General features: G+C 35.0%; 11 protein-coding genes. 8 read left to right on the top strand and 3 right to left on the bottom strand.

Annotated features, from left to right (window positions below; genetic code table 11):
• The first annotated feature begins 30 nt into the window (after positions 1 to 30).
• Complete coding sequence (locus tag FHK87_RS09775; RefSeq protein ID WP_140592491.1) at positions 31 to 11,280, top strand: T9SS type B sorting domain-containing protein; 11,250 nt, start codon at positions 31 to 33, stop codon at positions 11,278 to 11,280.
• Between the two features lie 72 nt (positions 11,281 to 11,352).
• Entirely contained in the window at positions 11,353 to 12,309 is a 957-nt protein-coding gene (locus tag FHK87_RS09780; protein ID WP_140592492.1) for a PorP/SprF family type IX secretion system membrane protein, read from the top strand.
• A gap of 63 nt (positions 12,310 to 12,372) precedes the next feature.
• Here the strand turns inward: FHK87_RS09780 and FHK87_RS09785 are convergent, their stop codons facing one another.
• Together FHK87_RS09785 and FHK87_RS09790 are read right to left on the bottom strand one after the other, a co-directional pair.
• Positions 12,373 to 12,774, bottom strand: a complete 402-nt coding sequence (locus FHK87_RS09785) for a DoxX family protein (RefSeq protein ID WP_140592493.1) — start codon at positions 12,772 to 12,774, stop codon at positions 12,373 to 12,375.
• 69 nt (positions 12,775 to 12,843) lie between these two features.
• The gene (locus tag FHK87_RS09790; RefSeq protein ID WP_140592494.1) at positions 12,844 to 13,998 is read right to left on the bottom strand and encodes a DNA polymerase III subunit; all 1,155 of its coding nucleotides are present in this window, start codon (positions 13,996 to 13,998) and stop codon (positions 12,844 to 12,846) included.
• A 549-nt stretch (positions 13,999 to 14,547) separates the two neighbouring features.
• Here FHK87_RS09790 and FHK87_RS09795 point away from each other — a divergent pair.
• The 6 genes from FHK87_RS09795 to FHK87_RS09820 all read left to right on the top strand — a co-directional run bounded on the left by FHK87_RS09795 (position 14,548) and on the right by FHK87_RS09820 (position 26,100).
• Positions 14,548 to 15,735, top strand: coding sequence for a phosphoglycerate kinase (locus FHK87_RS09795; RefSeq protein ID WP_140592495.1), 1,188 nt, complete (start codon positions 14,548 to 14,550; stop codon positions 15,733 to 15,735).
• Between the two features lie 296 nt (positions 15,736 to 16,031).
• Entirely contained in the window at positions 16,032 to 17,657 is a 1,626-nt protein-coding gene (locus tag FHK87_RS09800) for a lytic transglycosylase domain-containing protein (protein ID WP_140592496.1), read from the top strand.
• 19 nt (positions 17,658 to 17,676) lie between these two features.
• Positions 17,677 to 18,663, top strand: a complete 987-nt coding sequence (locus tag FHK87_RS09805) for a DUF4837 family protein (RefSeq protein ID WP_140592497.1) — start codon at positions 17,677 to 17,679, stop codon at positions 18,661 to 18,663.
• A gap of 175 nt (positions 18,664 to 18,838) precedes the next feature.
• Positions 18,839 to 21,250, top strand: a complete 2,412-nt coding sequence (locus tag FHK87_RS09810; protein WP_140592498.1) for a hypothetical protein — start codon at positions 18,839 to 18,841, stop codon at positions 21,248 to 21,250.
• 201 nt (positions 21,251 to 21,451) lie between these two features.
• Positions 21,452 to 23,872, top strand: coding sequence for a hypothetical protein (locus tag FHK87_RS09815; RefSeq protein WP_140592499.1), 2,421 nt, complete (start codon positions 21,452 to 21,454; stop codon positions 23,870 to 23,872).
• A gap of 101 nt (positions 23,873 to 23,973) precedes the next feature.
• Positions 23,974 to 26,100, top strand: coding sequence for a Tex family protein (locus tag FHK87_RS09820; RefSeq protein WP_140592500.1), 2,127 nt, complete (start codon positions 23,974 to 23,976; stop codon positions 26,098 to 26,100).
• Between the two features lie 116 nt (positions 26,101 to 26,216).
• On the opposite strand, the gene FHK87_RS09825 is transcribed toward FHK87_RS09820, so the two are convergent.
• Complete coding sequence (locus FHK87_RS09825; protein ID WP_140592501.1) at positions 26,217 to 26,402, bottom strand: Sec-independent protein translocase subunit TatA/TatB; 186 nt, start codon at positions 26,400 to 26,402, stop codon at positions 26,217 to 26,219.
• Between the last annotated feature and the right edge of the window lie 3 nt (positions 26,403 to 26,405).

The following is a 26,405-nucleotide window of genomic DNA, read 5'->3' on the forward strand; positions in this document are numbered from 1 at the left end:
GACCCAAAATAACACTAAATACCCCGGCTCATGAAAACCAAAATGCATATCAAAATCGCAATAATGATATTGGTAGTAATTGCCAGTAACATAAGTAGTATATCCGCTCAAATTAGAGACCCTTCCTCAGTACCTTTTCAGGTTGTTCCAGGAAGTACATTTAGGGTTCGAGGAGAACTAAAAATGATTGGTAACGGTATTATTGGACCAACAAGAGATCGATTTGGAAACACTCTCAATGCAAATGATCCTGTATTCAGTGATGAAGAAAATGGTACAGGATATAGAGCTTATGATTATGTAGATATCGATGGCGATCCATCAACATTTAGTTCAAGTAGTTCTTTTCTAGAGTTACCAACAGGATGTGAGCGTATTTTATATGCGGGTTTATATTGGTCGGCTACCTATTATGATGTAAATCAGTTAAATGGAAATCTAACACCTATTTATTCTCGCAATACACAGCCAGATCCAAGACCGGCTTTTAATACCCTTAAGTTTAAAACACCTACTTCAGGATACATAACCATCCCTCAAAGTGATGTTCGAATTTTATATGATGGATATCCGGGATCAATAAATAATCCAAATGGGAGTCCCCAAGATACAAGGGGTCCTGGAGCTATTAATCCTGCATGGCCAAATATAGAGAATGCCGTTGTAGATATGCCTTATCACTGTTATGCTGATGTAACGGCTCTTGTACAGGCAGAAACAAACCCAGAAGGGGATTATTTTGTGGCTGATCAAAGAGCTTCGATTGGCGATATTCACCCTAGTAATGATTTGGTTGCAGGGTGGACTCTAGTAGTTATTTATGAAGACCCATCGCTGCCTAATAAATTTATAAGTTCTAATAATGGAGTCGCTGCGATTTCTGCGTCAACAGGGGATATAGATTATACATATTCCGGATTTACCACATTACCAGCTCCACTACCGGTAAATGCAAGATTTGGTATTGGGTCATATGAAGGGGATAAAAACTTAAGGGGTGATGATTTATTGATGGAAAGACGTACTTCGGGCATCTTCGAAAGACTAACTACAACAGGTACAGTACGACCACCTTCAGACGATATTCCTAACCAAGCAAGTAACTTTTTTGATAGTTCAATCTCTGTAGATGGTAATTATGTAACAACCAAAAACCCTGGTTACTCAGATAACCAATTGGGATATGATATTGATATATTTGATATTCCAAATTCATCGAACAGATTTATAGGAAACAATCAAAACGCTGTTAATTTCAGATTAACCACAAGAAGTGATAAGTTTCAGGTATATGTAAACACCTTTGAAGTCGAAATTATTGAACCAGAAATGAGAGTTACCAAACGTGTGTTTGATGGTGGTGGAACAGTAGATATTACTGGGGGAGATGTTAACCTAGGAGATAGTATATTATATAGATTGGGGATTCAGAATATTGGTAATGAAGATATTGAAAACGCAACTATACGAGATGAATTACCAATAAATGTTAATTTTACAGGAGTTACTTTTGCTAGCCCTGGTATTACTACCAATGTCATTACAGACCCTGTAACAGGGCGACAAACTTTAGAAATTACTATAGATGATAGTGTTGTAGAAAGATTTGATCCAGAAATCAGAATTGATTTTGGAGTAGATATTATTGCTACGTGTGGAGATCTTAGAGACGCATGTTCAGAGTTTGTAGAAAATGTTGCTGTTTCTACATATACAGGTGTTATATCTGATAGCACTGTGAGTGGAGAAGACAGTATTTTAGAAACTGATTCGTGTAGATTTGATGTTGTAGGTACAGCTAATGCTTTGATTCGAGATGATATTTGTGAATCAGATGCAGAAAGTGCTGTATTATGTAGAGGAGAGGCCGACTTAGAAATGGGTACAGGATTTACTTCTTATGAATGGAGAGATTCTACAGGAGCAATTGTAAGTAGAGACCGCACATTTACTGCCACTGCTGCTGGAATATATACTGTAATTGGTAGATCACCAGATTGTAGAGATTTAGAAAGAACTTTTGAAGTATTAGATGGGGCTAGTATCCCTAATCCTATTATTGCAATTGCAAATGGATTGACTTCTAATCCAAATGCAAATGGAAACATAAGAAACTGTCCGGTAACAGGAGAAGATCTTCCTGAGATCTTTTTATGTGGGGCAAGTACGTCATTACCTTTAGATTCTGGTTTTGATCCTGCTTCAACTACAATTATCTGGGAACGTTTAGACCCTACGGCTTGTCCTGCGGTTACTAGAAACCCAGATTGTCCTACTACAGATTCAGCTTGTGAACCACTTTGGACAGAGGTTGGTAGAGGTGCAGGATTTATCCTAAATCCTAGCCCTGATCCTTCTGCTCCAGACCCAAATATTACAGGAGAGTATAGAATAAGAGTTGATATTACAGGAGATTGTGAAGAAATCTACCATTTCAATGTTTTTCAGAATAATGTTATTGCTACAGTTAATAAAATCAGAGATATTGTTTGTGGTACACCGGGTCGCCTACAGGTTACAGGTACAGATATTAGCACTTATGAATTTCAAGTAGAGCTTCCTGATGGAACTACATTCCCTACTGATGGAAGTTTTACTAATGCTTCTACAACTTTTGATGCACCAATTCCTGGATCTTATACCATAAATGCTAGACTTATTGGGTCACCAGCAGGAGCATGTACTTTTCCTTTAAATTCTGTAGTTGTTGATGAGTTTACTCCTACAATTACTTTGACTCCTACACAACCTGCTTGTGCAGAAGGTACTAACAGGTTTGGTAGTTTGAGAGTTGAAATAGCTGATGGTCAGCCTGATTATAGATATATTATAACAGGTCCTACAGGATTTACACCTAGAACAATTTCTGGTACTACAGATGCTACAGTAGATTTTATAGATTTAGAACCAGGAACGTATACTGTAGAAGCATTTGCAGATGATGATGATGGATCTACAAATTGTTTTCTAACTGATATGGAGACCATAAATGTAGGAACGCCATTAGATATTGATGTAACTCCTACAGCTACTCTACAATGTAATCCTGATTTTCAGCCAAATCCTTTACCAACAGGAACAGAAGGGCCTTTTGATCCTGATGAATATATCGCGATAGTACAAGTATCTATTACTTCTACGCCAGCCTCAGGAAGCTATGAATTTAGTACTGATCCTACTTTTGCAACACTTATATCTCCTGTAGGTAGTGGAGGACCAAATATTTTTAACTTTAGATTTACAACTACAGGTAACTTTACCATATATGTAAGAGATACAGGTTCTGGTGGTTCTTGTGAAGCATCAGGAAATACAACTATCAATCCTGAAGTTAGAATAGCAGCAACTGCAACTGCGGTAGACCCTGAGTGTTCTACAGAATTAGGAAGTATAGAAGTGGATATTACTAGCGGAACAGCACCATTTACGTTTGATATTGATGGTACTGCTGCTACTCCTGCAACATCACCTACATCAGCAGACGGTTTGGGAATATATACTTTTGCAAATATAGATCCTACCACAACTCCGGTAGTAACAATTAGTGATAGTATTAGTTGTGATGAAGAGTTAGCACCATTAAGTTTTACAATTCCTGATGCGATTGATATAGATTTTGGAACAATAACACCATTAAGTTGTTCTGCTACTCCAACAGCATCGATAGTTATAGATGATATTACTGGTGGCTCAGGAAATTATCAATATAGCTTAGATAGTCCTACAGGACCATTTACTGATGCACCGGCTACACCTTTTACAATAACAGGTATTTCTGGAGAAGGTACACACGTGCTTTATGTAAGAAATCGATTAGCACCGACAGCTCCTCCTTCTACACCAGATTGTATGGTGAATGAGAGTTTTGATATTGCGCCACTTCTAGAAGTAGATGATGTAACAGTTACTCCAACTAGTGTAAATTGTACAGCACAAACTACAGAAGTAACTTTATCAGCTTCACCGACGGCTACATATGAATTTAATGTACTTCCAGACCCTGCAACAGGAACCGGATCCACAGGCTTTTCAAGTACAAATACATATACTTTTGAAAATGGAGTAACATATACTGTAAGAGCTAGAAGAACTGATAGTCAGTGTAGAGGAAGAACTACATTTACTGCTCCTAATGTTCCGGTGGCAGAAATAGTAAACCAAAGACAAACCAATCCGGTAACTTGTAATGGTGGTAATGATGGAGCATTTGAATTCTCTGTAAACAATAGCAGTACCGCTGATCCTGTAACCTCATTTGATTATGTAATTACAGGACCAGGAAGTACTAATATTACTGGTACAGGTACTACTGCTCCGGTAGTGATAACAGGTTCTGTGACAACTCCAATTATTGCAGGAACATATACTATAGAGATTACAGATACAAGTGCAAGTCTTGGAGCAGGTTCTACAGGATGTACAGATACCGAAACGGTAGTAATTACACAACCTGATCCGATTACATTTGCTATAGATAATATTGATCAAGATTGTGCAACTAATCTTAATGAAGTAACAATAAGAGATGTCATTGGAGGTAATGGTCCCGGATATACATATCAAATATCACATCCTACTACAGGAGATTTCCCTGCTGCTCCGGTGGATATTGCTACACCAATTGGTAGCATACCAAATGTACCTGCAGGAGATCCTGTGCCTAATTATACCATTACCGTTTTTGATGTAACAGGAACATGTAGAGGTACATTACCACTTAACATTACTCCTTTAACAGCTTTTGATGCTGCTATTGCAGATACATCTGATTTCTGTTTGGATGATGGCACAGTAAGTTTTATTATAAATGTCGATGCTACCAATACAGGAGCACCGCCATATACGTATACGGTTTCTAGAGGAGGAACATTAGTCCAGACTGCAACAACGACTCCAACTTCTCCTATTACAACCAATACATTTACACAAGAGGGAGTATATGAAATCACTTTAACAGATGATGAAGGTTGCGAGGTTATATTAACAGAGACTATTGCACCTGTATTAACCCTTAGGGCAAGACGAGTAAATGATCTTACTTGTGACCCCACATCGGGAGCTAGTAATGATGGCCGTTTTGAGCTTACTATTGCCGGAGGTACTGCAAATTATGATATTACTTTCGAAAACACAACTACTACTACAACAGGAAACGTTGCTTTAGGAATAACAAGTACTGCGACACCAATAACATTTGATAGTCCTGATGCCGGTAACTATATTTTTACAGTAAGAGACAGAAGTGGTTCTACAGGAACTAGATGTGTGGCAACAGCTACAGGAGAACTTACGGATAGAACAACACCTACAATTACTGCAGACAACGTAAGATTAGGTTGTGAAGGAGATTCAGGAACGGTTACGATTACCGTTACTGGTCCTGAGGCAGAATATTTTGTTCTTTTTGATGATAATGATGCTAGTACTACCGACACCTTTGTACAAACGGTATCAAATCAAATTCAAGTACCAAATTTACCTGCAGGTACATATAATTTTGTAGTAAGAGATAGTAGAGGATGTAGATTTCCTGAAACTGTAGAAGTTGTTTCTCCTGGTCCTATTAGAGAAATTAGAAGAGATGTAGATCCTATTACTTGTAACGATATGTTGGTACCACCTACCCGACCTGGTAGGATAGAGATAGAAATAGGTGATAGAAACCCATCACCAATAATTCCGCCTACTTTACCATTAGAATACACATATACACTTGTCGAAGAATCTAATATTTCGACATTACCTTTGGTACCGGCAACAACTACATCTCCAAACCCGTTTACATTTAGAACAAATACTGTTGCTTTTGATGATTTGGATGCAGGCAGATATTATATTTTTGTTGAAGATGAAAATGGTTGTACAGAGCGTTTAGGGCCTTATGAAGTAGCATCTGATCCTAATGATCTTACGATTTTTGCAACTACTACAACTACTTGTCCTGATCTAGTTACGTTAGACGTACAAGTAGTAGGAGGAGTTGGTCCTTTCTCTATTGAAGTTTTTGATGGTCCTACTTCTATTGCAGGTCCATTTGGTCCACCACTTGCAGGAACACCTACACCATCTGGAGGTGCACAAGAAAGAAATCAACAAATTACTAATTTACCATTCAATACAAGATATAGAGTGCTAATTATAGATAATAGTACTTCATGTCAATATGTAGAATTTGTTGATCCTGAAGCTCCACCGGCAGAACCTGCCCTTTTAAATACAAATGCAACACCTATATCTTGTGATGATGGTGACCCAATTACACCTTTACCGGCTGATGGTTCCTTCTCATTTGAAATTGATGTGAGTACGTTAGGAACTTCTCCTGCGGTTACTCAAGTTTCTTGGGCAGTATTCCAGTTTGGATCTGGAGCGCCTGCTACAGGAACTAATACGACGGGTACAGCTGCTGTAGGAGCTACCGACATTCCTGTTGTCGTTACAAATTTACCGGCAGGATTATATTATGTAGATGTTGAAGAAGTTGATGGAACAAGATGTCCTACAAGGTTTGATTTTGAAATAGAAGTTCCTGATCCGATAGATTCTAGAGCTAGTGATCCGATAATTGCTAGTTGTGACACAGATGTATCTTTTTCTGTCACCACAAATGGTGGTACACCCACTGGCGGAAGTATTACGCCGGATGAAGGATATCGATATGCTGTTGGTGCTAGAGGTTTTACCCCTGCGGCTATTGATTTTACATTTACAGCTACTACTGTAAATAGTACATCTTTTACTACTGATGGGAATGGAGATGGCACTACAGATCCTCTAGACCCAGCTGATCGGGTAGAATGGGATATTTATACAAGAGATGATAATGGCTGTATTGCAGGACCATTAGAAATAGATATTAATGTAACGCCAGGTCCATCAATAGATGTAAATCCAGGATTTGTTTCTAATCCTTGTGATTTAAGTGATTTTACAATGCAAATAGAGGCTTCTGCCACAGCTTTGAATTCTGCAGGAAATATCTTTTATGGGTTTGATGATGGTGTTAATCCTGTAGTGCTTGATGAAGCGCCACCGGGAGCCCCTTACACATTTACATTCCCATCTCCGGGAACATATGATATTATTGTACAAGATAATAATGGTTGTAGGGATACTGCTACGATTACTATTTTCCCAAGAATAGAAATTACTGCAGAATTTACGACACCACCAGATTGTACTACTGCTCCACCTCTAGGTGTAGTAACAACTACAGTTGTTTCGCCAGGTTCTGGGGTAGTAAACCATACTTATACATTGATAGACAATATTACTAGTGCACCGGCTGTAGGAGTTACAGAAAGTCCTGCGGGTTCAGGAACATTTATTAATGTTCCGGCAGGAAGCTATAGAGTAAGAGTAGAAGACTCTGGTATGGGGGCGCCTGCAGTGATTTGTCCTTTTGAGACTCCTGTAAGTATTGAAGCTCCTGATACTCCTGTAATTGATGGAAGTACGGGAGTAACAAATGTAAACTGTAATGCAACGACCCCTTCTACAACAGGGGGTACCGGTACAGATAATGGTAGCATTACCGTTAGTCTAACATCACCTTTGGATCCAAATGCGACATATGAATATGAAATTATAGCTCCACCAACTAGCTTGAGACCAAGACAATCAAGTCCTACATTTAATAATTTAGGAGTTGATACATATACGGTTAGAGTGTGGGCTACGGTAGAAAATGGTCCGGGAGCTGCAGACGATGTAGTATGTTTTGATGATGAAGACTTTACTATTGGAGAACCGGCAGCAGTTACTGCATCAGCATCAGCATCAGCATATAGTTGTGATCCTGCAGATAGTAGTGAGCAGTTTCCTGTAATTACTGTAGAAATTGGAGGCGGAACAATAGCGCCAGGTGGTAATTATACGATATCCTATACAAGACCAGCACCATTAGCACCAGTTGTTGATGAGGTAGTGGTAGATGCTGATCCCGCCCCGGGAATACAACATCAAACCATCGCATCAGAGCCGGGATTATATAGTTTTACCATAAGAGATAGTAATAATTGTGAGACAACAACAGGTACTACTGTTCCGGTATTTGATAGAATGAATAATGAAATGGTTACCGTTACAGCACCAGGGATTACTTGTGTAACTGGAGAAGAAGTAACCATAACTGTAGATGGAGGAATAGGACCATTTGATTTTACAGAGACAACAGGTACAAGTTTATCTCAAATAGGTGTTGCTGATGCAACTATTGGAGCAATGTTTACATTACCGAATCCTGCAGATGAAACAAGAACGTACAGATTTAGAATTACAGATACGAGTACAGACTGTTTTGTAGAAGTTGAGCATACAGTAGATCAAGTAGATTTCTTAGAAGTAACAGGTGTACAGGCAAGACCAGAAACTTGTTTCGAAGGCGCAGATGGTCAAATTAGCATAACCGTATCAGGATACACATTCGATGATGGTACAACTGTAACAATAGGAGGAACGCTAAATTATACGATTATTGATCCTGTAACTAGCGTAGAGGTTGTAGATGGTCTAGGAGGTCCAATAGCAGGATCAAGTGGAACATTAACGATGACTACTGATCCACAAACATTTACTTTACCTTTTGGTGCTACACAAGGAAATTATATTATTAGAGTGGCACAAGTCGGTAATCCAATGTGTACAGAAGATAGCGACCCAATCGTAATTACAGGTCCTGTTGAACTAGAATTAATTTTACCTCCTTTTGTAACGACTACTTGTGCTTTGAATGATGGAGAATTTACTGCTACAACCAATGGTGCCCAGGGAGACGTTACATATCAAATTGTAGAAACAGGAGCTACATCTACAGATGGTAGATTTACAGGATTAGCGCCGGTAGATGCAACAACACCAAGAACATATACTGTAATAGCTACAGATACTTTTACAGATCCTTTGAATCCTACTGCGACATTAACTTGTACAGATACAGAAACAATAGAGGTACGTCCACCGATAGATGATCTAACAATTGTTTCTGCAATACCTACAGCCGTTACTTGTGCAAGTGATCCTGCTGGGATTACTAATAACAATGGTAGAATAGTAGTAACTGCAACAGGAACAAATACACCACTTCAATACACTATTACGCCTGTAGTGTCTACAGGACCATTAGTACTAGGTACCGAAAGTGACAGACAAAATAGCCCTACATTTGATAACTTATCTCCTGGAGATTATGTGATCAATGTATATGATAGAGCAGGTTGTTCTAGAGAAACATCACCGCCAATAACAATAACGGCGCCAAATCCTGTTACGATCTCTATAGATAATGTAACTATGACTTCATGTGTTGTAAGAACTTCTGATGTTACGCTTTCTGCTACGTCTGATGCTGGAGGACCATTTACTTTTGAAGCAAGAGATATTACATTGCGTGATGTAATAAGTACTCCAACTATGCCAATTGCAGATGCTGATAGAGACAGGTTTGTTGGAACTAATAATACAGGATCTTTCCCAGGGTTGCCTGAAGGAATCTATCAATTCTTTGTAACGGATAGTGATGGTTGTATGTCTGAAAGGTCTGCTCCTGTAGTTGTAAGTCCTCCAGATCCTCTTGATTTGACTCTAGATACTAGTAACACGATGATTGTTTGTTTTGGAGAAATGACAGGTTCTGTAAATGCAAGTACTACAGGAGGATTAGGAAGCAATGTATATTCATTAACGCCGATAACTGCTATTGGGGGTACTCCAACAGGTCCTGCTACTACCCAAAACACAACTTTATTTGAAGGTTTAGGTGCAGGGTTCTATCGTTACCAAGTAACTAGTGCACCAGATTGTAGTGATTTTGAAGACTTTGAAATTACACAACCTATGGCTGTTTTTGAGGCAGATCCTACAGCATCTGATATTACTTGTAATGGTGAAACAGATGGTACGATTCGAGTTGAAGCAAGAGGAGGTAATACTAATCGACCATATACTTATGTATTATTTGATAGTATGGGAGAAATTGTTGATACTGCCTCTGATGAAGAAAATGGTACAACAGGTCTTCATGTATTTGAAGGACTACCAGCAGGTACTTACACCTTAATTTCTGAAGACGGAAGAGGATGTGCAGATATTGATGTAGATATTATTATTAATGAGCCACCTGCAATTGTGGTTACTATAGAGGATATTACACCAGAAGTGTGTGCGGGAGATAGTGATGGTACAGTTACACTTTCTATTACAGGAGGTACACCAGATCCTGTAACTTCGCTTCCTGTATATTTCTGGAGTCGTGACGGAGTAAACTATGAATCAGTAACAGACCCAACAAATCTGTTTATAGATAACCTTCCTTCTGGAGTAACAACAATTTTTATTAGAGACTTTAACAATAGTCCTAATTGTGAAAATGCAAGAGAGGTTGATATTGTTCCTGGAGTAAACCTTAATGCAGAACTAGAAGCTGTAATTAATTGTCCTGAGTATGACTACTCAGATCCATTAAACCCTGCATTAATACAGGAAGAAAGTTATACAGTTAACTTTAATATAGGAGAAGAATCAGAAGGACTAAGTATCATTTACACCTTAGAAGGTAGAGAAGGTACACCAAACCCGGCTGTTAATTCTAACCTTACAGGAACATTTGATGTAGAGCCTGGTGTATATGAAGGATTTATGGAAGCTAATTCTGGTGCTGATGTTTGTAGAAGAAGTGTTGGTACAATTCGAGTGACAGAATATACTCCATTATCAATACCAGTGGCACAAATGACAGGTAATTCTCAAGATCCAAACGAATATCAAATCATTGTTTCTGGTGGATTGCAGTTTGATAGAGAACCTAATTATGCCTTCTACTTTACAATTCTAAGAGAAGGAATAACAATTGATCAACTACAAGAGTCTGATTATACAGAATTAGAAAGTAATATCTTTACTATAAGAGAAACTGCTGATTATGTATTACGCGTTGTAGATGCAAATGGATGTGAGGTGATTTCGGTACAAAATCTAACGTATATCAACATTAGAATACCAAATTACTTTACACCTGATAGCCCAAATACCTCTACAGAAGAGCGTTTCTGGTACCCAAGACAGATAACACCTAATGTAGACGACCCATTCTTCTTTGACGATATGGAAGTAAAAGTATTTGATAGATACGGCCGATTATTAGCTGATTTCAAAGGAGACCAGCAAGGATGGGACGGATTGTATCAAGGAAAACAGCTTCCTTCCGGAGACTATTGGTATACGATTATACTTAACGATATTGATAATAGAGAGTTCACAGGACACTTTACACTATATCGATAAAAGGTAAATATCATTAAGAAGAAGGTAAAGAAGAAAAGAAAAAAATTAATGAAGTGTAATTTTTAATGTTAGATGAAGAAGTTTATTGTAATATTTAGCCTACTTGTGAGTTATTGTGCATCTGCACAGGAGTTTTTAGCGCCTGTGCAAAACCAATATATCGCAGATAACCCGTATTTAATATCCTCTGCATATGCAGGTATTGGAGATTGTTGGCAAATCAGAGCCTCTGGTTTTGAACAATGGGTAAGTATAGAAGATGCACCAGGAACACAATCCTTGTCAATCGATGGAAGAATTTCTGACCGTTCTGGTGTGGGTGCTATTTTGTTTAATGACCAAAATGGTTTTACCACCCAGCGAGGAGTTCAACTATCTTTTGCACACCATTTAACATTAAGTGAATACGACAACCAGTATCTATCTTTTGGTATCAGTTATAAGTTTACACAATTTGGTATTGATACCTCAGAATTTAGTAATGGAGATCCTGATAATCCTTTTAATCCTGGATTAGCAGATATTAGTGTAAATGATTCTAACTTTGATATTGCAATGTTATATCGTTTGGGTAGATTTTTCCTAAGTGTGAATGCGATCAATCTTTTGGAAAAAGAAATAGATGATTTTAACCCTACAGAGCCTTCTCAAATTCAGAATTATTTTATTTATTCCGGATATACATTTTATCATAAGTTTTCAGATATTGAGATAGAACCTTCTGTATTGTATCAAAACTTTTCGGGTGATGGTCGTTCTACAACAGACCTTAACTTGAAAGTAAGAAAATTGCATAGAGGTGATTATTACTGGGCGGGAGTAAGTCTTAGGTCTTTGGTAGATCAAGATTTTAAACCACTTTCAGTTTCTCCTATGCTAGGGATTAAAAAGGCGAATTTTTATGTAGCTTATGGGTATCAAATAAATGTGAATGAAGTACTAGAACCTACTACTGCAGCTGGATCCCATATGATCACTTTAGGATTAGATTTTGGATGTAGACAAAGTAAGTGTGGATGTACTTACTAGAATATTTACAACAATAAAATAGATCAAAGAATCCTCGCTCAAAAGACGGGGATTCTTTGGTTTTTATACGTTTGAAGTTACATATAGACCAAAAACGGCTACAATAAAATAGCAAGTAATAGTTAATGCTCCCTGGTAATCTTTTGCTACTCGTTGTCCAAAGAGAAGAAATAAAAGAGTGAGACATGCCAAGAACATAGCTATAACAGCAAAATAAACTTCATTACTAGCAATAAGTTGATAAATCCCAATAATACAACATATCGCAGTAACGACTTCTATAACCAAAATTATTGCTAAAAGTAAAGGAACAATATTAGCCATAAAAGTTGCAGCAAAATGCTCTTTTAGCCAGCTCGTATTGCCTTTCCAATCTATGGTCTTGTCAATACCTGATTGAAGAAAAGTAATCAATAAGAATAATAAGATTGTAATTGATACGATGTGAGTAATAAAATTATCCATGAATAATAAGTTTTGATAGATTATTTATGTGTCTATTGAAGTTCTTAAAAGAAACTCTTATAATTTTAGTTATGCACTTTTTTTATGCAATAGTCTAGTTAGTTTAATAGATAGGTCTGTGAGGATTATTTTTGCATTTCCGTTGCGTTCTATATGATATATTGCATCCTGAAGCTCTTTGCAGATATCTATTATATTGGCACCATGAATAAAAGGAGCAAAATTTTCTAATTTGAAACCATTGGTTTTGGGTTCTAAAAACACTAATTCTTTGGCACCATAGTTTAGTAACATAGCTTGTCTAAAGAAATCAAGACAATACATGAGGAATCTTTTTTGGGTTTCTCTTCCACTACCTGCTATAGATTGACTCCATATAATCAAATCGTTTACTGCAGACTTGTTTCCTTTTGCTCTAAAGGCAGTGCGGACCCATTGTACAAACCAATCTTCGAATTGTTCGTCCCCACTGTCATGATGTACTAGATGTAAGGCTTTATTGTAGTCACCATTGGCTTGATGTGCTATTTTTGATGCTTCACTATCAGAAATGCTTTCGTTGTTAAGTAAGGCATCTTTAATAACTTGTTCTCCCAAGGGAGGAAAATGTAATACTTGACAGCGAGATCTTATTGTTTGTATAAGCTGTTCTTCATCTTCGGTAATCAGTATAAATATAGTTTTTTCAGGAGGCTCTTCGATCAGTTTCAGTAATTTGTTGGAGGCAGCAATATTCATTTTGTCTGCCATCCAAATAAGCATAATTTTATGCCCTCCTTCATAACTTTTGAGAGAAAGCTTTTTTACGATCTCTAGTGCCTCATCTACGCCTATTTGACCCTGCTTTTTTTCTATACCTATAGACAGATACCAATCAAAAATGTTTCCGTACGGATTTTCTTTCACAAAACTTCTCCATTCTTCTGCAAATTGATCAGAGGTAGGGTGTTTTTTTACTTTATCATTTACCGCAACTGGATAAACAAAATGCAAATCAGGATGAGCCAGATGATCGAATTTTATATTACATGCCTGTACTCCATTGGTGTTTTCACCATTTTGATTTTGGCATAAAATATATTGTGCGTAAGCTATTGCCATGGGTAATGTACCGCTGCCGCTTGATCCTACAAAAAGTTGAGCATGAGGTATTCTTTTGCGATCAGCACTAGTAGTTAGATAACTCTTGATATGTGTAAGCCCTAAAATTTTAGAAAATAGCATGAGCAAATATAAAAAAGATGCATACACCTTACCATGCGTGATGTAGGATTTTATTATAAATAAAAAAAGCCTGGTCAAATTAATTAAACAGGCTTTTGGATAAATTGGGACAAAAAAAAGTATTTAAGAAAAAGCTAATTTTTGTTTTTTAAAAGTTTCATAAAAAAATAATTTTGAAACCTAAAAAGTATTTATTTTTTAGAATTATGCTAAAAATACGTTAAAAACATAAGAATATTGTGGTTTACTAGTACAAAATAGATTACAAGTAAATTTCTTCGACAAAAAACATTAACGATAAGGTGCAGGCACAGAATTATCCTTCAAAATACTGCTTTACAAATAGATACAGTTTATTTCTAATAGAAATTCAAATTCTTTTCAAAGCATAAAAAATAAAGTTATTATGGATATGATTTTTATATCAAAACGAGAGTTTTTCTAAAAAATCGTTAAAAGTTAAAATACATTCTAAATTTCAATACATTTTTCTGCATAGTTTTGATGTAATAAAACTATTTTCGTTTCCATTAACACCAATCTTTTAAAATGAAAACAATCAACGATTTTAATTTTGAAAATAAAAAAGCATTAATCAGAGTAGATTTTAATGTTCCCCTTAATGAAGATTTTGAAGTAACTGATCCTACAAGAATCCAAGCAGCTATGCCTACGATAATCAAAATTTTGGAAGATGGTGGGAGCGCCGTATTAATGTCTCATTTAGGCAGACCAAAAGGAGTACAAGACGAGTTTTCATTACGTCATATTGTAGAAAAGGTATCAGAGGTAATTGGTGTTCAGGTAAAGTTTGTTGCTGATTGTGTAGGAGAAGAAGTAGAAGATGCTGTATCTGCAATGAGCCTGGGAGAGGTATTGTTGTTAGAAAATTTGAGATTTCATCCGGAAGAAACAAAAGGAGATACTGATTTTGCAGAAAAATTATCCAAATTAGGAGACATCTATGTTAATGATGCATTTGGTACTGCACACAGAGCACATGCTTCAACTACTATTGTTGCTCAGTTTTTTTCAGAAAGAAAATGCTTTGGTCATCTATTGTCAAAAGAAATTATAAGTATAGATAAGGTTTTAAAAAGTGGAGAAAAACCCATAACTGCTGTGTTGGGTGGATCAAAAGTATCTTCAAAGATCACGATTATAGAAAACATCCTGGATACGGTAGATCATTTGATTATTGGTGGAGGAATGACATATACATTTATTAAAGCCAAAGGAGGACAAATAGGAGATTCTATTTGTGAAGATGATAAACAAGAATTAGCTTTAGAAATATTAGAAAAAGCTAAGGCAAAAGACGTTCAAATTCACCTTCCTGTAGATGTAATTGGTGCAGATGCTTTTGATAATAATGCTACTACCAGTGTTATGGATGTAGATATGATTCCTAACGGATGGCAAGGACTAGATGCCGGACCCAGAACAATTGAAAATTTTCATAAGGTAATATTACAATCAAAAACCATTCTATGGAATGGGCCATTGGGGGTTTTCGAGATGGAAACTTTTTCTAAAGGAACAATAGCATTAGGAAATTCGATAGCAGAAGCGACAGAAAATGGTGCTTTTTCTTTGGTAGGAGGAGGAGACTCTGTTGCAGCGGTAAAACAATTTGGTTTTGGCGATAAGGTGAGTTATGTTTCTACTGGAGGTGGTGCAATGTTAGAAAGCCTGGAAGGAAAAACCTTACCTGGTATCGCTGCCATAGAAAGCTAATTAAAAAATAATAAGTGGTAAAAATGTAAGAAAACACTTATTTTTTGAAAAAATTATGAAAAACTAGTCTTTTTGACTGGTTTTTTTGTGTTTTTAACGCATTGATCTTTTGAAGTTTAGAAAAAAAATGCGATTTTCGCTGCTGTATTGTTGATAAGATGTTAAAAACAATACACCGCCCCAAAATTGAAATGATCAAAATGATCGAATCAATTAAAAAAGAGCAAATTTTAATTTGCAAAATACTATTTTGAACTAAGAACTATATAAACAACTTCTACAAACGAATTTGTAAAATGAACAACTATCGGATACTATTTATTTTTTTATTATTAGTTTCAACTTCGCTACTCGCACAAGAGGGTCAAACACAAAAAGAACAAAACCAAAAAACAACAAAAATCGTTTTAGACAAGTCACTTGCTTTGCAAAAAGATACCGTACAAGTGATTGATACTACAAGAATTATTCAAACAAAGGGCGAATTGCAGACTACTTCTTTGGTGTCTACAAATGTAAAGGATAGTATTGTTTATGTAGCCAAAGATCACCCCAGAATGTCTCAACTAGATTCATTATGGAAACAAGAGTTATATAATTCTAGCTTATTTGATAGTATATATAAATCTGTAACAGAATTAAATTATGAACCTGTCGAGTATGTAGATTTACCCACAGATACTTTAAAAGCTAGATTGGCAGAGTTAAATTCAAAAACACCATTTAATGTAGAATATAATGAGTCTTTAGAAAACGTAATAAAAAGGTATCTAAAACATCGTAGAAAGACATTAGAACGATTATTAGGGTTGAGTGAATTCTATTTTCCTATGTTTGAGCAGGAATTAGACAATCAAAACCTTCCTCTAGAGATAAAATATTTGTCAATTGTAGAATCAGCTTTAAAGCCAAGAGCAAAATCAAGAGTGGGTGCCACGGGGTTATGGCAGTTTATGTATGGTACGGGAAAAATGTTTGGTTTAGAAGTAAGCTCATATGTAGATGAGCGTATGGATCCTATTATGGCGACTAAAGCAGCTTGCAAATACTTATCAAATTTATATAAGATGTTTGGTGATTGGGATTTGGCTCTTGCGTCATACAACTCTGGTCCAGGTAATGTAACCAAGGCTATTCGTCGTAGTGGAGGCTACACAAATTATTGGAACATAAGGCATAATTTACCTAGAGAAACAGCTGGATACGTCCCTGCGTTTTTAGCCACGATGTACATTTTTGAATATGCAGAAGAGCATAATTTAAGACCTAAAAAACCTGAAATCACATATTTTGAAACCGATACGATCAAAGTAAAGCAAATGATTACTTTGGATCAGATTTCTGAATACATCAATATAGATATCGAAGAGTTGCAGTTTTTGAACCCTTCATACAAATTAGATATCATACCATATATCAAAGATGAAGATTATGTATTGCGCTTACCAATAGAAAAAGTAGGTCCTTTTGTTGCAAACGAAAACCAAATATATGCATTGGCAAAAGCAGAACTCGATAAGAGAGAAAAACAACTTCCAAAATTTGTTGAAGCTAATGATAGGATTCGTTATAAAGTGAGAAGTGGTGATTATCTAGGGAGAATTGCCAGAAAATATGGAGTGAGAGTAAGCCAAATCAAAAAATGGAATGGATTACGATCTAACAATCTAAGAATAGGCCAAAGACTCACAATTTATCCTCGTAGACCAGTGGTAAGCAAATCTCAAAGTACACCCAAAACCAAGACAGTATCAAAAGCTATTACAGGCAACTCTGAAGTGTACACGGTAAAATCCGGAGACACCTTATGGAGTATTTCTCAAAAATTTAAAGGCATAACTATCGAAAATCTTAAAAATTGGAACGATATTAGCGGTAGTGGTATAAAACCAGGTATGAAATTGAAAATTTCAAAGTCATAGTCGCTAATAAGAATCCTTTATGAGAACAATATCGATAGCACTTATCTGTCTTTTGGTATGCATAGGTTGTACAGAAACCAAAAAAGATAAAAAAAAGAAATCGCAGTCTGCAATGGCGCATTCTGTAGGAAAAATCAATGAACTTTCTGTAGTAATAGATAATGATTTATGGAAAGGAGCAGTAGGCGATACAATACGCAAGTATTTTGCAGCAGAAGTACCGGGTTTACCTCAAGAAGAACCACTTTTTTCGATGAGGCAACTTCCACTAAAGGCCTTTTCTGGTCTAGCTAGAAAAAACAGAACTTTTATTTGGATAAAGAAAGGAGAAAAGGATAAAAAATATTTTTTGCTGAATAATAAATTTGCCACTCCACAATTAGGTGCCGTTATTTCTGGAAAAACTGATGAAGAAATCATTTCGTTAATTCATGAAAACCATGAAACGATCATTTCAAAATTTAAAAACTTAGAGACTTCAGAAAAACAATCTAGAATCAAAAAATCTTTAGAAAAGATCCCACAACTCAAAGAGAAAATGGGTATTACGCTAAATGTGCCATCTGCATATAGAATTGCAAAAGAAGAGGAAGGTTTTTTCTGGATACGTAAAGATATTCCCCAAGGGAGTATGAATTTAATGATTTACGAAATGCCATTAGGAGCGATAACCAAAGATTCTAATACCGTATCTTGTATCATAAAAATGAGGGATTCTATCGGAAAACATAAAATTCCCACATCAGCCTCTGGAAAATTCATTACAGAAGAGGCATATGCCCCATATTTGTATGAAACTACTTTGGATAACAAGTTTACCTTTGAGACCAAAGGAACTTGGGAAATCAAAGATAGATTTATGGCAGGTCCATTTGTCAATTATGCAATCGAAGATAAAGACAATAACAGATTATTAGTTTTAGAAGGGTTTGTTTTTGCGCCTTCTGTAAACAAAAGAGATAATATGTTTGAACTCGAAGCTATTATCAAAAGTGTGAAGTTTTAGGATACTAATCTGTTAATAATCATAATATTAAACTCTAGTTAAAGTTAATTCTTTTAGTCAAAACTTTTCTTTTTGATTCATATCTTTAGTATTCACTATTAATAAAGTAGTTCTACCCACCTGCAAATATATTAATAGCACATTGTCATATTTTCTAATCATATTATGTAAGGGTATGTATCGTTTTTTGTTTTTTTTTCTGCTTTTTACGGGTTTTATAAATAGTCAAGATAGTGTTGGTTCTTTTTCTGTGGGTGAGGCGAATGCGGAGTATTTCAAATTACCAAGGGAGAATCTGTTTTTACATTTAAACAAGAGCACCTATGTAGATGGTGAAGAGATTTGGTTTAAGGGGTATGCATATGATCAAAAGAACAAGCTTCCGTCTTTAGGGACGAATAATATTAATATTGAATTATTTACTGATGAAGGGAAATCGGTTTATAAGGGTTTATTTTTGGCTACAAAAGGTAGTTTTATAGGTAATATAAAAATTGATTCTACCTGGGTAGGAGGCACTTATTATTTGCGAGCATCTACAAATTGGATGAACAATTTTGATAATGATCAGCCATACTATAAAGAACTCAAAATTTTAAAAGAGTCTATCTCGAAAAATAGGGAGTTAGATGTAGATATTTCATATGATTTTCAATTGTTTCCAGAGGGTGGTCATTTAGTTTCTGGAGTAAAGAGTGTTTTGGGTTTTAAGCTTACCAACACTATAGGCTATGGAGTTGAATTTGAATATGGCGAAGTTATTGATGACACAGGCAAGGGCATAACTACCTTTAAGTGTAATCATTTGGGAATGGGTAAGTTTACGATGATTCCGGTTTTGGGTCGCAAGTATGAAGTAACAGTTTATTTAAAGAATGGGGAAGAGATAACAGCACCTTTACCAAAGATAGAGCCAAAAGGCTTTGTAATGATTGTGAATAACGCAGTCACAAACAATGTCCATATAGAGTTAGGCACTAATCCGGAAACATTTAATAATCTGAAAAATAAAGAGTATTTTATACTCATCAAGCAAAATCATTTATCAAATAAAATACCTATTGACTTTTCATTTGATAATCTAGAAAAAACAATTTCGGTAAAACGGCAAATGTTTTTTAAGGGGATCAATACGATTACCTTGTTTCAAGGAGATAGTCCCATTGCAGAGCGTTTGATCTTTAATTCTTTTGATGAAATTTCTAGAAATGTTGAGATATCTAATCCTACAGTAGAAAAAGACTCTTTAGCCTTCAAGCTTAATTTATTAAATAATGATGATGTATTGTATGATTTAAGCGTTTCAGTATTACCAGAAGATACAAAGTCGTATAATTTTATAGATAATATTTACTCTGCACTGTTGTTAAGGCCCTATGTTCGAGGAGTTATAGAGGACGAGAAATACTATTTTACCAATATTGATGCAAAAAAGAGGTATGATTTAGATGTATTGTTGATTACTCAAGGATGGAGTAAGTACAGATGGGAAGATATATTTAATACTAAACCAGTGGTTTTCCATAAATTCAACCAAGGGATTGGAATTAAAGGTAAAATACAAGGCAAAAACAAAGAAGATATAAATAAATTATATCTACATTCTACAGTATATCACCCTGCTCGGTTCATTGAAGTCGATAAGAAAGATTATTCTTTTGTGATTCCATCATTTTTTGCTGGAAAAGGAGAAACAATAAAGGTTTCGGGAATAAAATCTAATAGTGCTTTTACAAGACCTAGTATCTACATACAAACAAACTTAGATCAAGTTCATAAACCATTCGAGACTTCTGACAAATTTTTATTAGAACCAAATGTCCTAGATGACAGAAAAATAAATAATACTGTAGAAATTCCTCAAAACTTCATCACAGACAATGTTCAGGTTTTGGAGGAGGTGGTATTAAAAGCAGAAAAAGAAGAAGAAGAGAATACAAGTTCGGTACCTATTCTTAAATATTTTAAAAAGAACTCCACTAAGATCACACAGCGAATAGCCGATGATTTTCCCACTGTGTTGGACTATTTGAGATCTTTGCCGGGTTTTTATGTAATAGACAATAGACCAATTTCTCCTACGATAACTATTGCTAATAATTTAGGTCCTGTTAAAGTATTTTTAGATGAACAAGATCTTAGAGTTGATAATAGTATTTTATTAGAAATTCAAACCAACCAAATTGATCGGATTTATACCGATCGGATTAATTATGGATTAGGAGCAAGAGGTGGAGGTGGAGGATCTGTTCGAATTTATACTCGAAAAATTCCGCTTAGTGGAAATAAAAGTATAAAAAAGAACTTTACAGAATATAAGTTTAAGAAAGGTTTTGAGCCTGTAAAAGAATTTTATAACCCAGGGTATTCTAATTATCTAGATGTAAGCTTTATAGATTATGGAGCGATTTATTGGCAACCAACTATCTTTTTTAATGAAAAAGGAATAGGAAAACTTAAAATACCGAATACAGGCCTTGATAATATCAAGCTTTTTATAGAAGGAATGGGAAGCGATGGTAGTCTCATATCCAAAATGTTGGAAGTAAATACTGCTAATGCGAAAAGCAAAACATTGGATAATTAAGGATAACGATAAAATATTAGTTTTTAAAAGGTAAGTTTGCTAAAAATATTTGTGTTTAGCTTTAGTTAAAGTTAATTCTTTTAGTCAAAACTTTTCTTTTTGATTCATATCTTTAGTATTCACTATTAATAAAGTAGTTCTACCCACCTGCAGATATATTAATAGCGCATTGTCATATTTTCTAATCATATTATGTAAGTTATGTATCGATTTTTCTGTTTTTTTCTGTTTTTTACGGGTTTTATAAATAGTCAAGATAGTATTGGTTCTTTTTCTGTGGGTGAGGCGAATGCGGAGTATTTCAAATTACCAAGGGAGAATTTGTTTTTACATTTAAATAAAAGCACCTATGTAGATGGTGAAGAGATTTGGTTTAAAGGGTATGCATATGATCAAAAGAACAAGCTTCCGTCTTTAGGGACGAATAACATTAATATTGAATTATTTACCGATGCAGGGAAATCGGTTTATAAGGGTTTATTTTTGGCTACAAAAGGTAGTTTTATAGGTAATATAAAAATTGATTCTACCTGGGTAGGAGGCACTTATTATTTGCGAGCATCTACAAATTGGATGAATAATTTTGATAATGATCAGCCATACTATAAAGAGCTCAAAATTTTAAAAGAGTCTATCCCGAAAAACAGGGAGTTAGATGTAGATATTTCATATGATTTTCAATTGTTTCCAGAGGGTGGTCATTTAGTTTCTGGAGTAAAGAGTGTTTTGGGTTTTAAGCTTACCAACACTATAGGCTATGGAGTTGAATTTGAATATGGCGAAGTTATTGATGACACAGGCAAGGGCATAACTACCTTTAAGTGTAATCATTTGGGAATGGGTAAGTTTACGATGATTCCGGTTTTGGGTCGCAAGTATGAAGTAACAGTTTATTTAAAGAATGGAGAAGAGATAAAGGTATTTTTACCAAAGATAGAGCCAAAAGGCTTTGTAATGAGTGTTAATAATGCGCTCACAGATAATGTCCATATAGAGTTAGGCACTAATCTGGAAACATTTGATAATCTCACAGATAACAAACATTATATACTGATTAGACAAAATCATCTGTCAAAGAAAATCTCGGTTGATTTTGAATCTGATGTTTTAGAAAAAATATTTTCTCTAAAACGGCAAATGTTTTTTAAGGGGATCAATACGATTACCTTGTTTCAAGGAGATAGTCCCATTGCAGAGCGTTTGATCTTTAATTCTTTTGATGAAATTTCTAGAAATGTTGAGATATCTAATCCTATAGTAGAAAAAGACTCTTTAGCCTTCAAGCTTAATTTATTAAATAATGATGATGTATTGTATGATTTAAGCGTTTCAGTATTACCAGAAAATACAAAGTCGTATAATTTTATAGATAATATTTACTCTGCACTGTTGTTAAGGCCCTATGTTCGAGGAGTTATAGAGGATGAGAAATACTATTTTACCAATATTGATGCAAAAAAGAGGTATGATTTAGATGTATTGTTGATTACTCAAGGGTGGAGTAAGTACAGATGGGAAGATATATTTAATGCTAATCCTAAGATTTCTTATAAGTTCAATCAGGGTATGGTTTTTAAGGGAAAATTACAAGGGTCGAACAAAGAAGACGTAGGAAAATTATATATATACCCCACATTATACCATCCTGCTCGGTTTATTGAAGTTGATAAGAAGGATTATTCTTTTACGATTCCATCGTTTTTTGCTGGAAAAGGAGAAACGATAAAAGTTTCTGGTGTAAAACATAATGGTGCCTTTGTAAGACCTAGTATCTACATACAAACCTATTTGGATCAATTTAAGATACCATTTGGTAGAGTTTTTAAGTTTTTATCAAATCCAGATATTGAAGGTGTAAAAGAAACAGAGAACATTATCAAAGCTCCTCAAAACTTTATTGCAGACAATGTTCAGGTTTTAGAAGAAGTATTATTAAAAACAGAAAAAGAAGAAAAACAAGAAAAAGAGAACACAAGCTCAGTAGCTATTAATAAATATTTTAAAGATAACTCTACTAAGATTACAAAAAGAATGGCAAAAGATTTTCCTACCGTATTGGATTATCTACAATCTCTTGGAACTTTCTATGTAATAGATCAGAGGCCATTTTCTGCAGACATAACTATTGCTACTAACAACGGACCTGTCAAAATATTTTTAGACGGGCGAGAACTTAGGGTGGATAATAGTATTCTATCTGTAACTCGGACTAGTGAGATCGACCGTATTTATATTGATAAAGTCAATTATGGATTAGGAGCAAGATCAAGTTTTGGTGGCTCTGTTCGAATTTATACTCGAAAACTACCTTTTAGTGAGAATAAGAATATTGTATCCAATAGTACACAATATAAGTTTAAAAAAGGTTTTGAGCCTGTAAAAGAGTTTTATAATCCTGGATATTCTAATTATTTGGATATAAATTTTATAGATTATGGAGCGATTTATTGGCAACCGACTATCTTTTTTAATGAAAAAGGAATAGGAAAACTCAAAATACCGAATACAGGCCTTGATAATATTAAGCTTTTTATAGAAGGTATGGCAAGCGATGGTAGTCTTATATCCAAAATGTTAGAAGTAAATACAGCCAATGCAACAAGCAAAACGTTGGACAATTAAAAATTGCTATATACATTGTGCAATTTGTAAACAACTTTATTGTGGTTCCAAAATAAACTCCCTTTTTTGATAGTATCTTTAGCGACTCAAAAAATTAAAATATGAATTTGATTTCTTTTATTGCTAAACATGTTTCTGCTTCTGAAAAACAAATTTCTAATACAAATACTCTTTTAGATGATGGTGCTACCATTCCATTTATATCGAGATATCGCAAAGAAGCGACAGGAAATCTAGACGAAGTGATAATTGGTGAGATCGTAAAATATAAATCAGCTTTTGAAGCGTTACAAAAACGTAAAGAAAGTGTACTTACTGCTATAAAAGAACAAGATAATTTAACTCCTGATCTAGAAAGAAAAATACAGGATGCAGAGACCTTAAATGAGGTAGAAGATTTATACTTACCCTACAAAAAGAAAAGAAAAACAAGAGCTACTATTGCCAAAGAACAAGGATTAGAACCACTTGCAAAAGTGATTATCAAACAGAATGAAGAAGAATTACTCCATGTGGCATCACAGTACCTTAATGATGGTATTGAAACAGAAGAACAAGCATTACAAGGAGCAAGAGATATTATAGCAGAGTGGATAAATGAAGATCTAAAAATAAGAAACCGCCTAAGAAAATTATTCGAACGTAAGGCTACCATTGCATCTTTGGTCATTAAAACCAAAAAAGAAGAAGAAATTGCACAAAAATACCAGCAATATTTTGAGTGGGAAGAACTCTTATCTAAATGCCCTTCACATCGATTACTAGCGATCTTGAGAGCAGAAAAAGAAAAAGTAGTAAGGGTTAAAATTGCTGTACCTGAAGAAGATGCTCTTGATATTATAGATAGTATTATGATCAAGACAAATATTGAAGCTTGCACAGATCAGATGTTTCTTGCTATTTCTGATGCGTATAAACGATTACTAGCACCTGCTATTGCTAATGAAGTACTGAATGCTGCCAAAGAAAAAGCAGACGATGGAGCGATAAAAGTATTTGCACAAAATTTAAGGCAATTACTATTAGCATCTCCTTTAGGACAAAAGAAGATATTAGCACTTGATCCCGGATTTAAATCAGGTTGTAAAGTAGTTTGTTTGAGTGAGCATGGAGATTTGCTACATAACGAAAATATATACCCGCATCCACCACAAAGAGAAACAACAGTTGCCATAAAGAAAATAAAGTCACTTGTCAATGCTTACAAAATAGAAGCAATTGCAGTTGGTAATGGCACAGCTGCCAGAGAAACAGAAGCTTTTATAAAAAAAATACCATTTGAAAATCAAATACAGGTATTTATGGTTAATGAAAGTGGAGCATCTGTATACTCAGCTTCAAAAATAGCTAGAGCCGAATTTCCTCAATACGATGTAACGGTAAGAGGAGCGGTTTCAATTGGTCGACGACTGGCAGACCCACTAGCAGAACTTGTAAAAATAGACCCCAAAGCCATTGGAGTTGGCCAATATCAACATGATGTTGATCAAAGTAAACTAAAAAACGAACTCGATACAGTAGTAATGAGCTGTGTAAACAGTGTTGGTATTAATGTAAATACAGCAAGTATTTCTCTATTAAGTTATGTATCTGGTATCGGAGAAAAGCTTGCAGAGAATATTGTTGCATACCGTGCAGAAAATGGAGCAATGCAATCAAGAGAAGAATTAAAAAAAGTTCCTAGATTAGGGGGGAAAGCTTTTGAACAAGCAGCAGCTTTTTTAAGAATCACAAACCCAAAGAATCCTCTTGATAACTCTGCAGTGCATCCTGAGAGATATCAATTAGTTTCAAAAATGGCAAAAGATGTAGGCATTCCTATCAATGAACTAATAGGAAACAAAGAAGCAATTACCAAAATTAAACTACAAGATTATATTACAGATGAGGTGGGACTTCCAACATTGAACGATATTATCAAGGAGTTGAATAAGCCGGGAGTTGATCCCAGAAAAAAAGCCAGGATATTTGAGTTTGACCCCAATGTAAAAACAATAGAAGACCTGAAAACAGGAATGAAGTTACCAGGAATTGTAAATAATATTACAAATTTTGGATGTTTTGTAGATATTGGGATTAAAGAAAGTGGTTTGATTCACATTTCAAAATTGGCAAACGAATTTATAAGTGATGTGAATAGTGTTGTGCAATTAAATCAACAGCTAGAAGTGACAGTTATAGATATAGACATTAGCAGAAAAAGAATTCAACTTTCTTTAATAGACTAACTTCATAAAACACAAAAAGCCTTGTTTTAATATACAAAACAAGGCTTTTAATGTAATAAATTATGAATACTCAGCTATGCCGAGTGAAATATCAAAGTGAAATGTATTCTTAACAATTACTTTTTTTCGTCTATTTTAGGATCTTCCTCTTTAGAAGCATCTTTAAACTCTTTAATGCCACTACCAAGACCTCTCATTAATTCAGGAATTTTCTTTCCTCCAAATAAGAGTAAAACAATTACTACTATTAGAGCAATCTGCCATGGGCCAATCATTCCTAAAACTATATTAGATACAACCATGAT

Origin of the sequence: Aquimarina algicola (assembly GCF_006443095.1) — a bacterium.
In the GTDB taxonomy this organism is placed as follows: domain Bacteria; phylum Bacteroidota; class Bacteroidia; order Flavobacteriales; family Flavobacteriaceae; genus Aquimarina; species Aquimarina algicola.

Excerpts from the sequence above, each read along its gene's own strand:
- FHK87_RS09785 (WP_140592493.1), bottom strand. The coding sequence starts at position 12,774 with ATGGATAATTTTATTACTCACATCGTATCAATTACAATCTTATTATTC.
- FHK87_RS09795 (WP_140592495.1), top strand. The coding sequence starts at position 14,548 with ATGAAAACAATCAACGATTTTAATTTTGAAAATAAAAAAGCATTAATC.
- FHK87_RS09780 (WP_140592492.1), top strand. The coding sequence starts at position 11,353 with ATGAAGAAGTTTATTGTAATATTTAGCCTACTTGTGAGTTATTGTGCA.
- FHK87_RS09810 (WP_140592498.1), top strand. The coding sequence starts at position 18,839 with ATGTATCGTTTTTTGTTTTTTTTTCTGCTTTTTACGGGTTTTATAAAT.
- FHK87_RS09800 (WP_140592496.1), top strand. The coding sequence starts at position 16,032 with ATGAACAACTATCGGATACTATTTATTTTTTTATTATTAGTTTCAACT.
- FHK87_RS09790 (WP_140592494.1), bottom strand. The coding sequence starts at position 13,998 with ATGCTATTTTCTAAAATTTTAGGGCTTACACATATCAAGAGTTATCTA.
- FHK87_RS09815 (WP_140592499.1), top strand. The coding sequence starts at position 21,452 with ATGTATCGATTTTTCTGTTTTTTTCTGTTTTTTACGGGTTTTATAAAT.
- FHK87_RS09775 (WP_140592491.1), top strand. The coding sequence starts at position 31 with ATGAAAACCAAAATGCATATCAAAATCGCAATAATGATATTGGTAGTA.
- FHK87_RS09825 (WP_140592501.1), bottom strand. The coding sequence starts at position 26,402 with ATGGTTGTATCTAATATAGTTTTAGGAATGATTGGCCCATGGCAGATT.
- FHK87_RS09820 (WP_140592500.1), top strand. The coding sequence starts at position 23,974 with ATGAATTTGATTTCTTTTATTGCTAAACATGTTTCTGCTTCTGAAAAA.
- FHK87_RS09805 (WP_140592497.1), top strand. The coding sequence starts at position 17,677 with ATGAGAACAATATCGATAGCACTTATCTGTCTTTTGGTATGCATAGGT.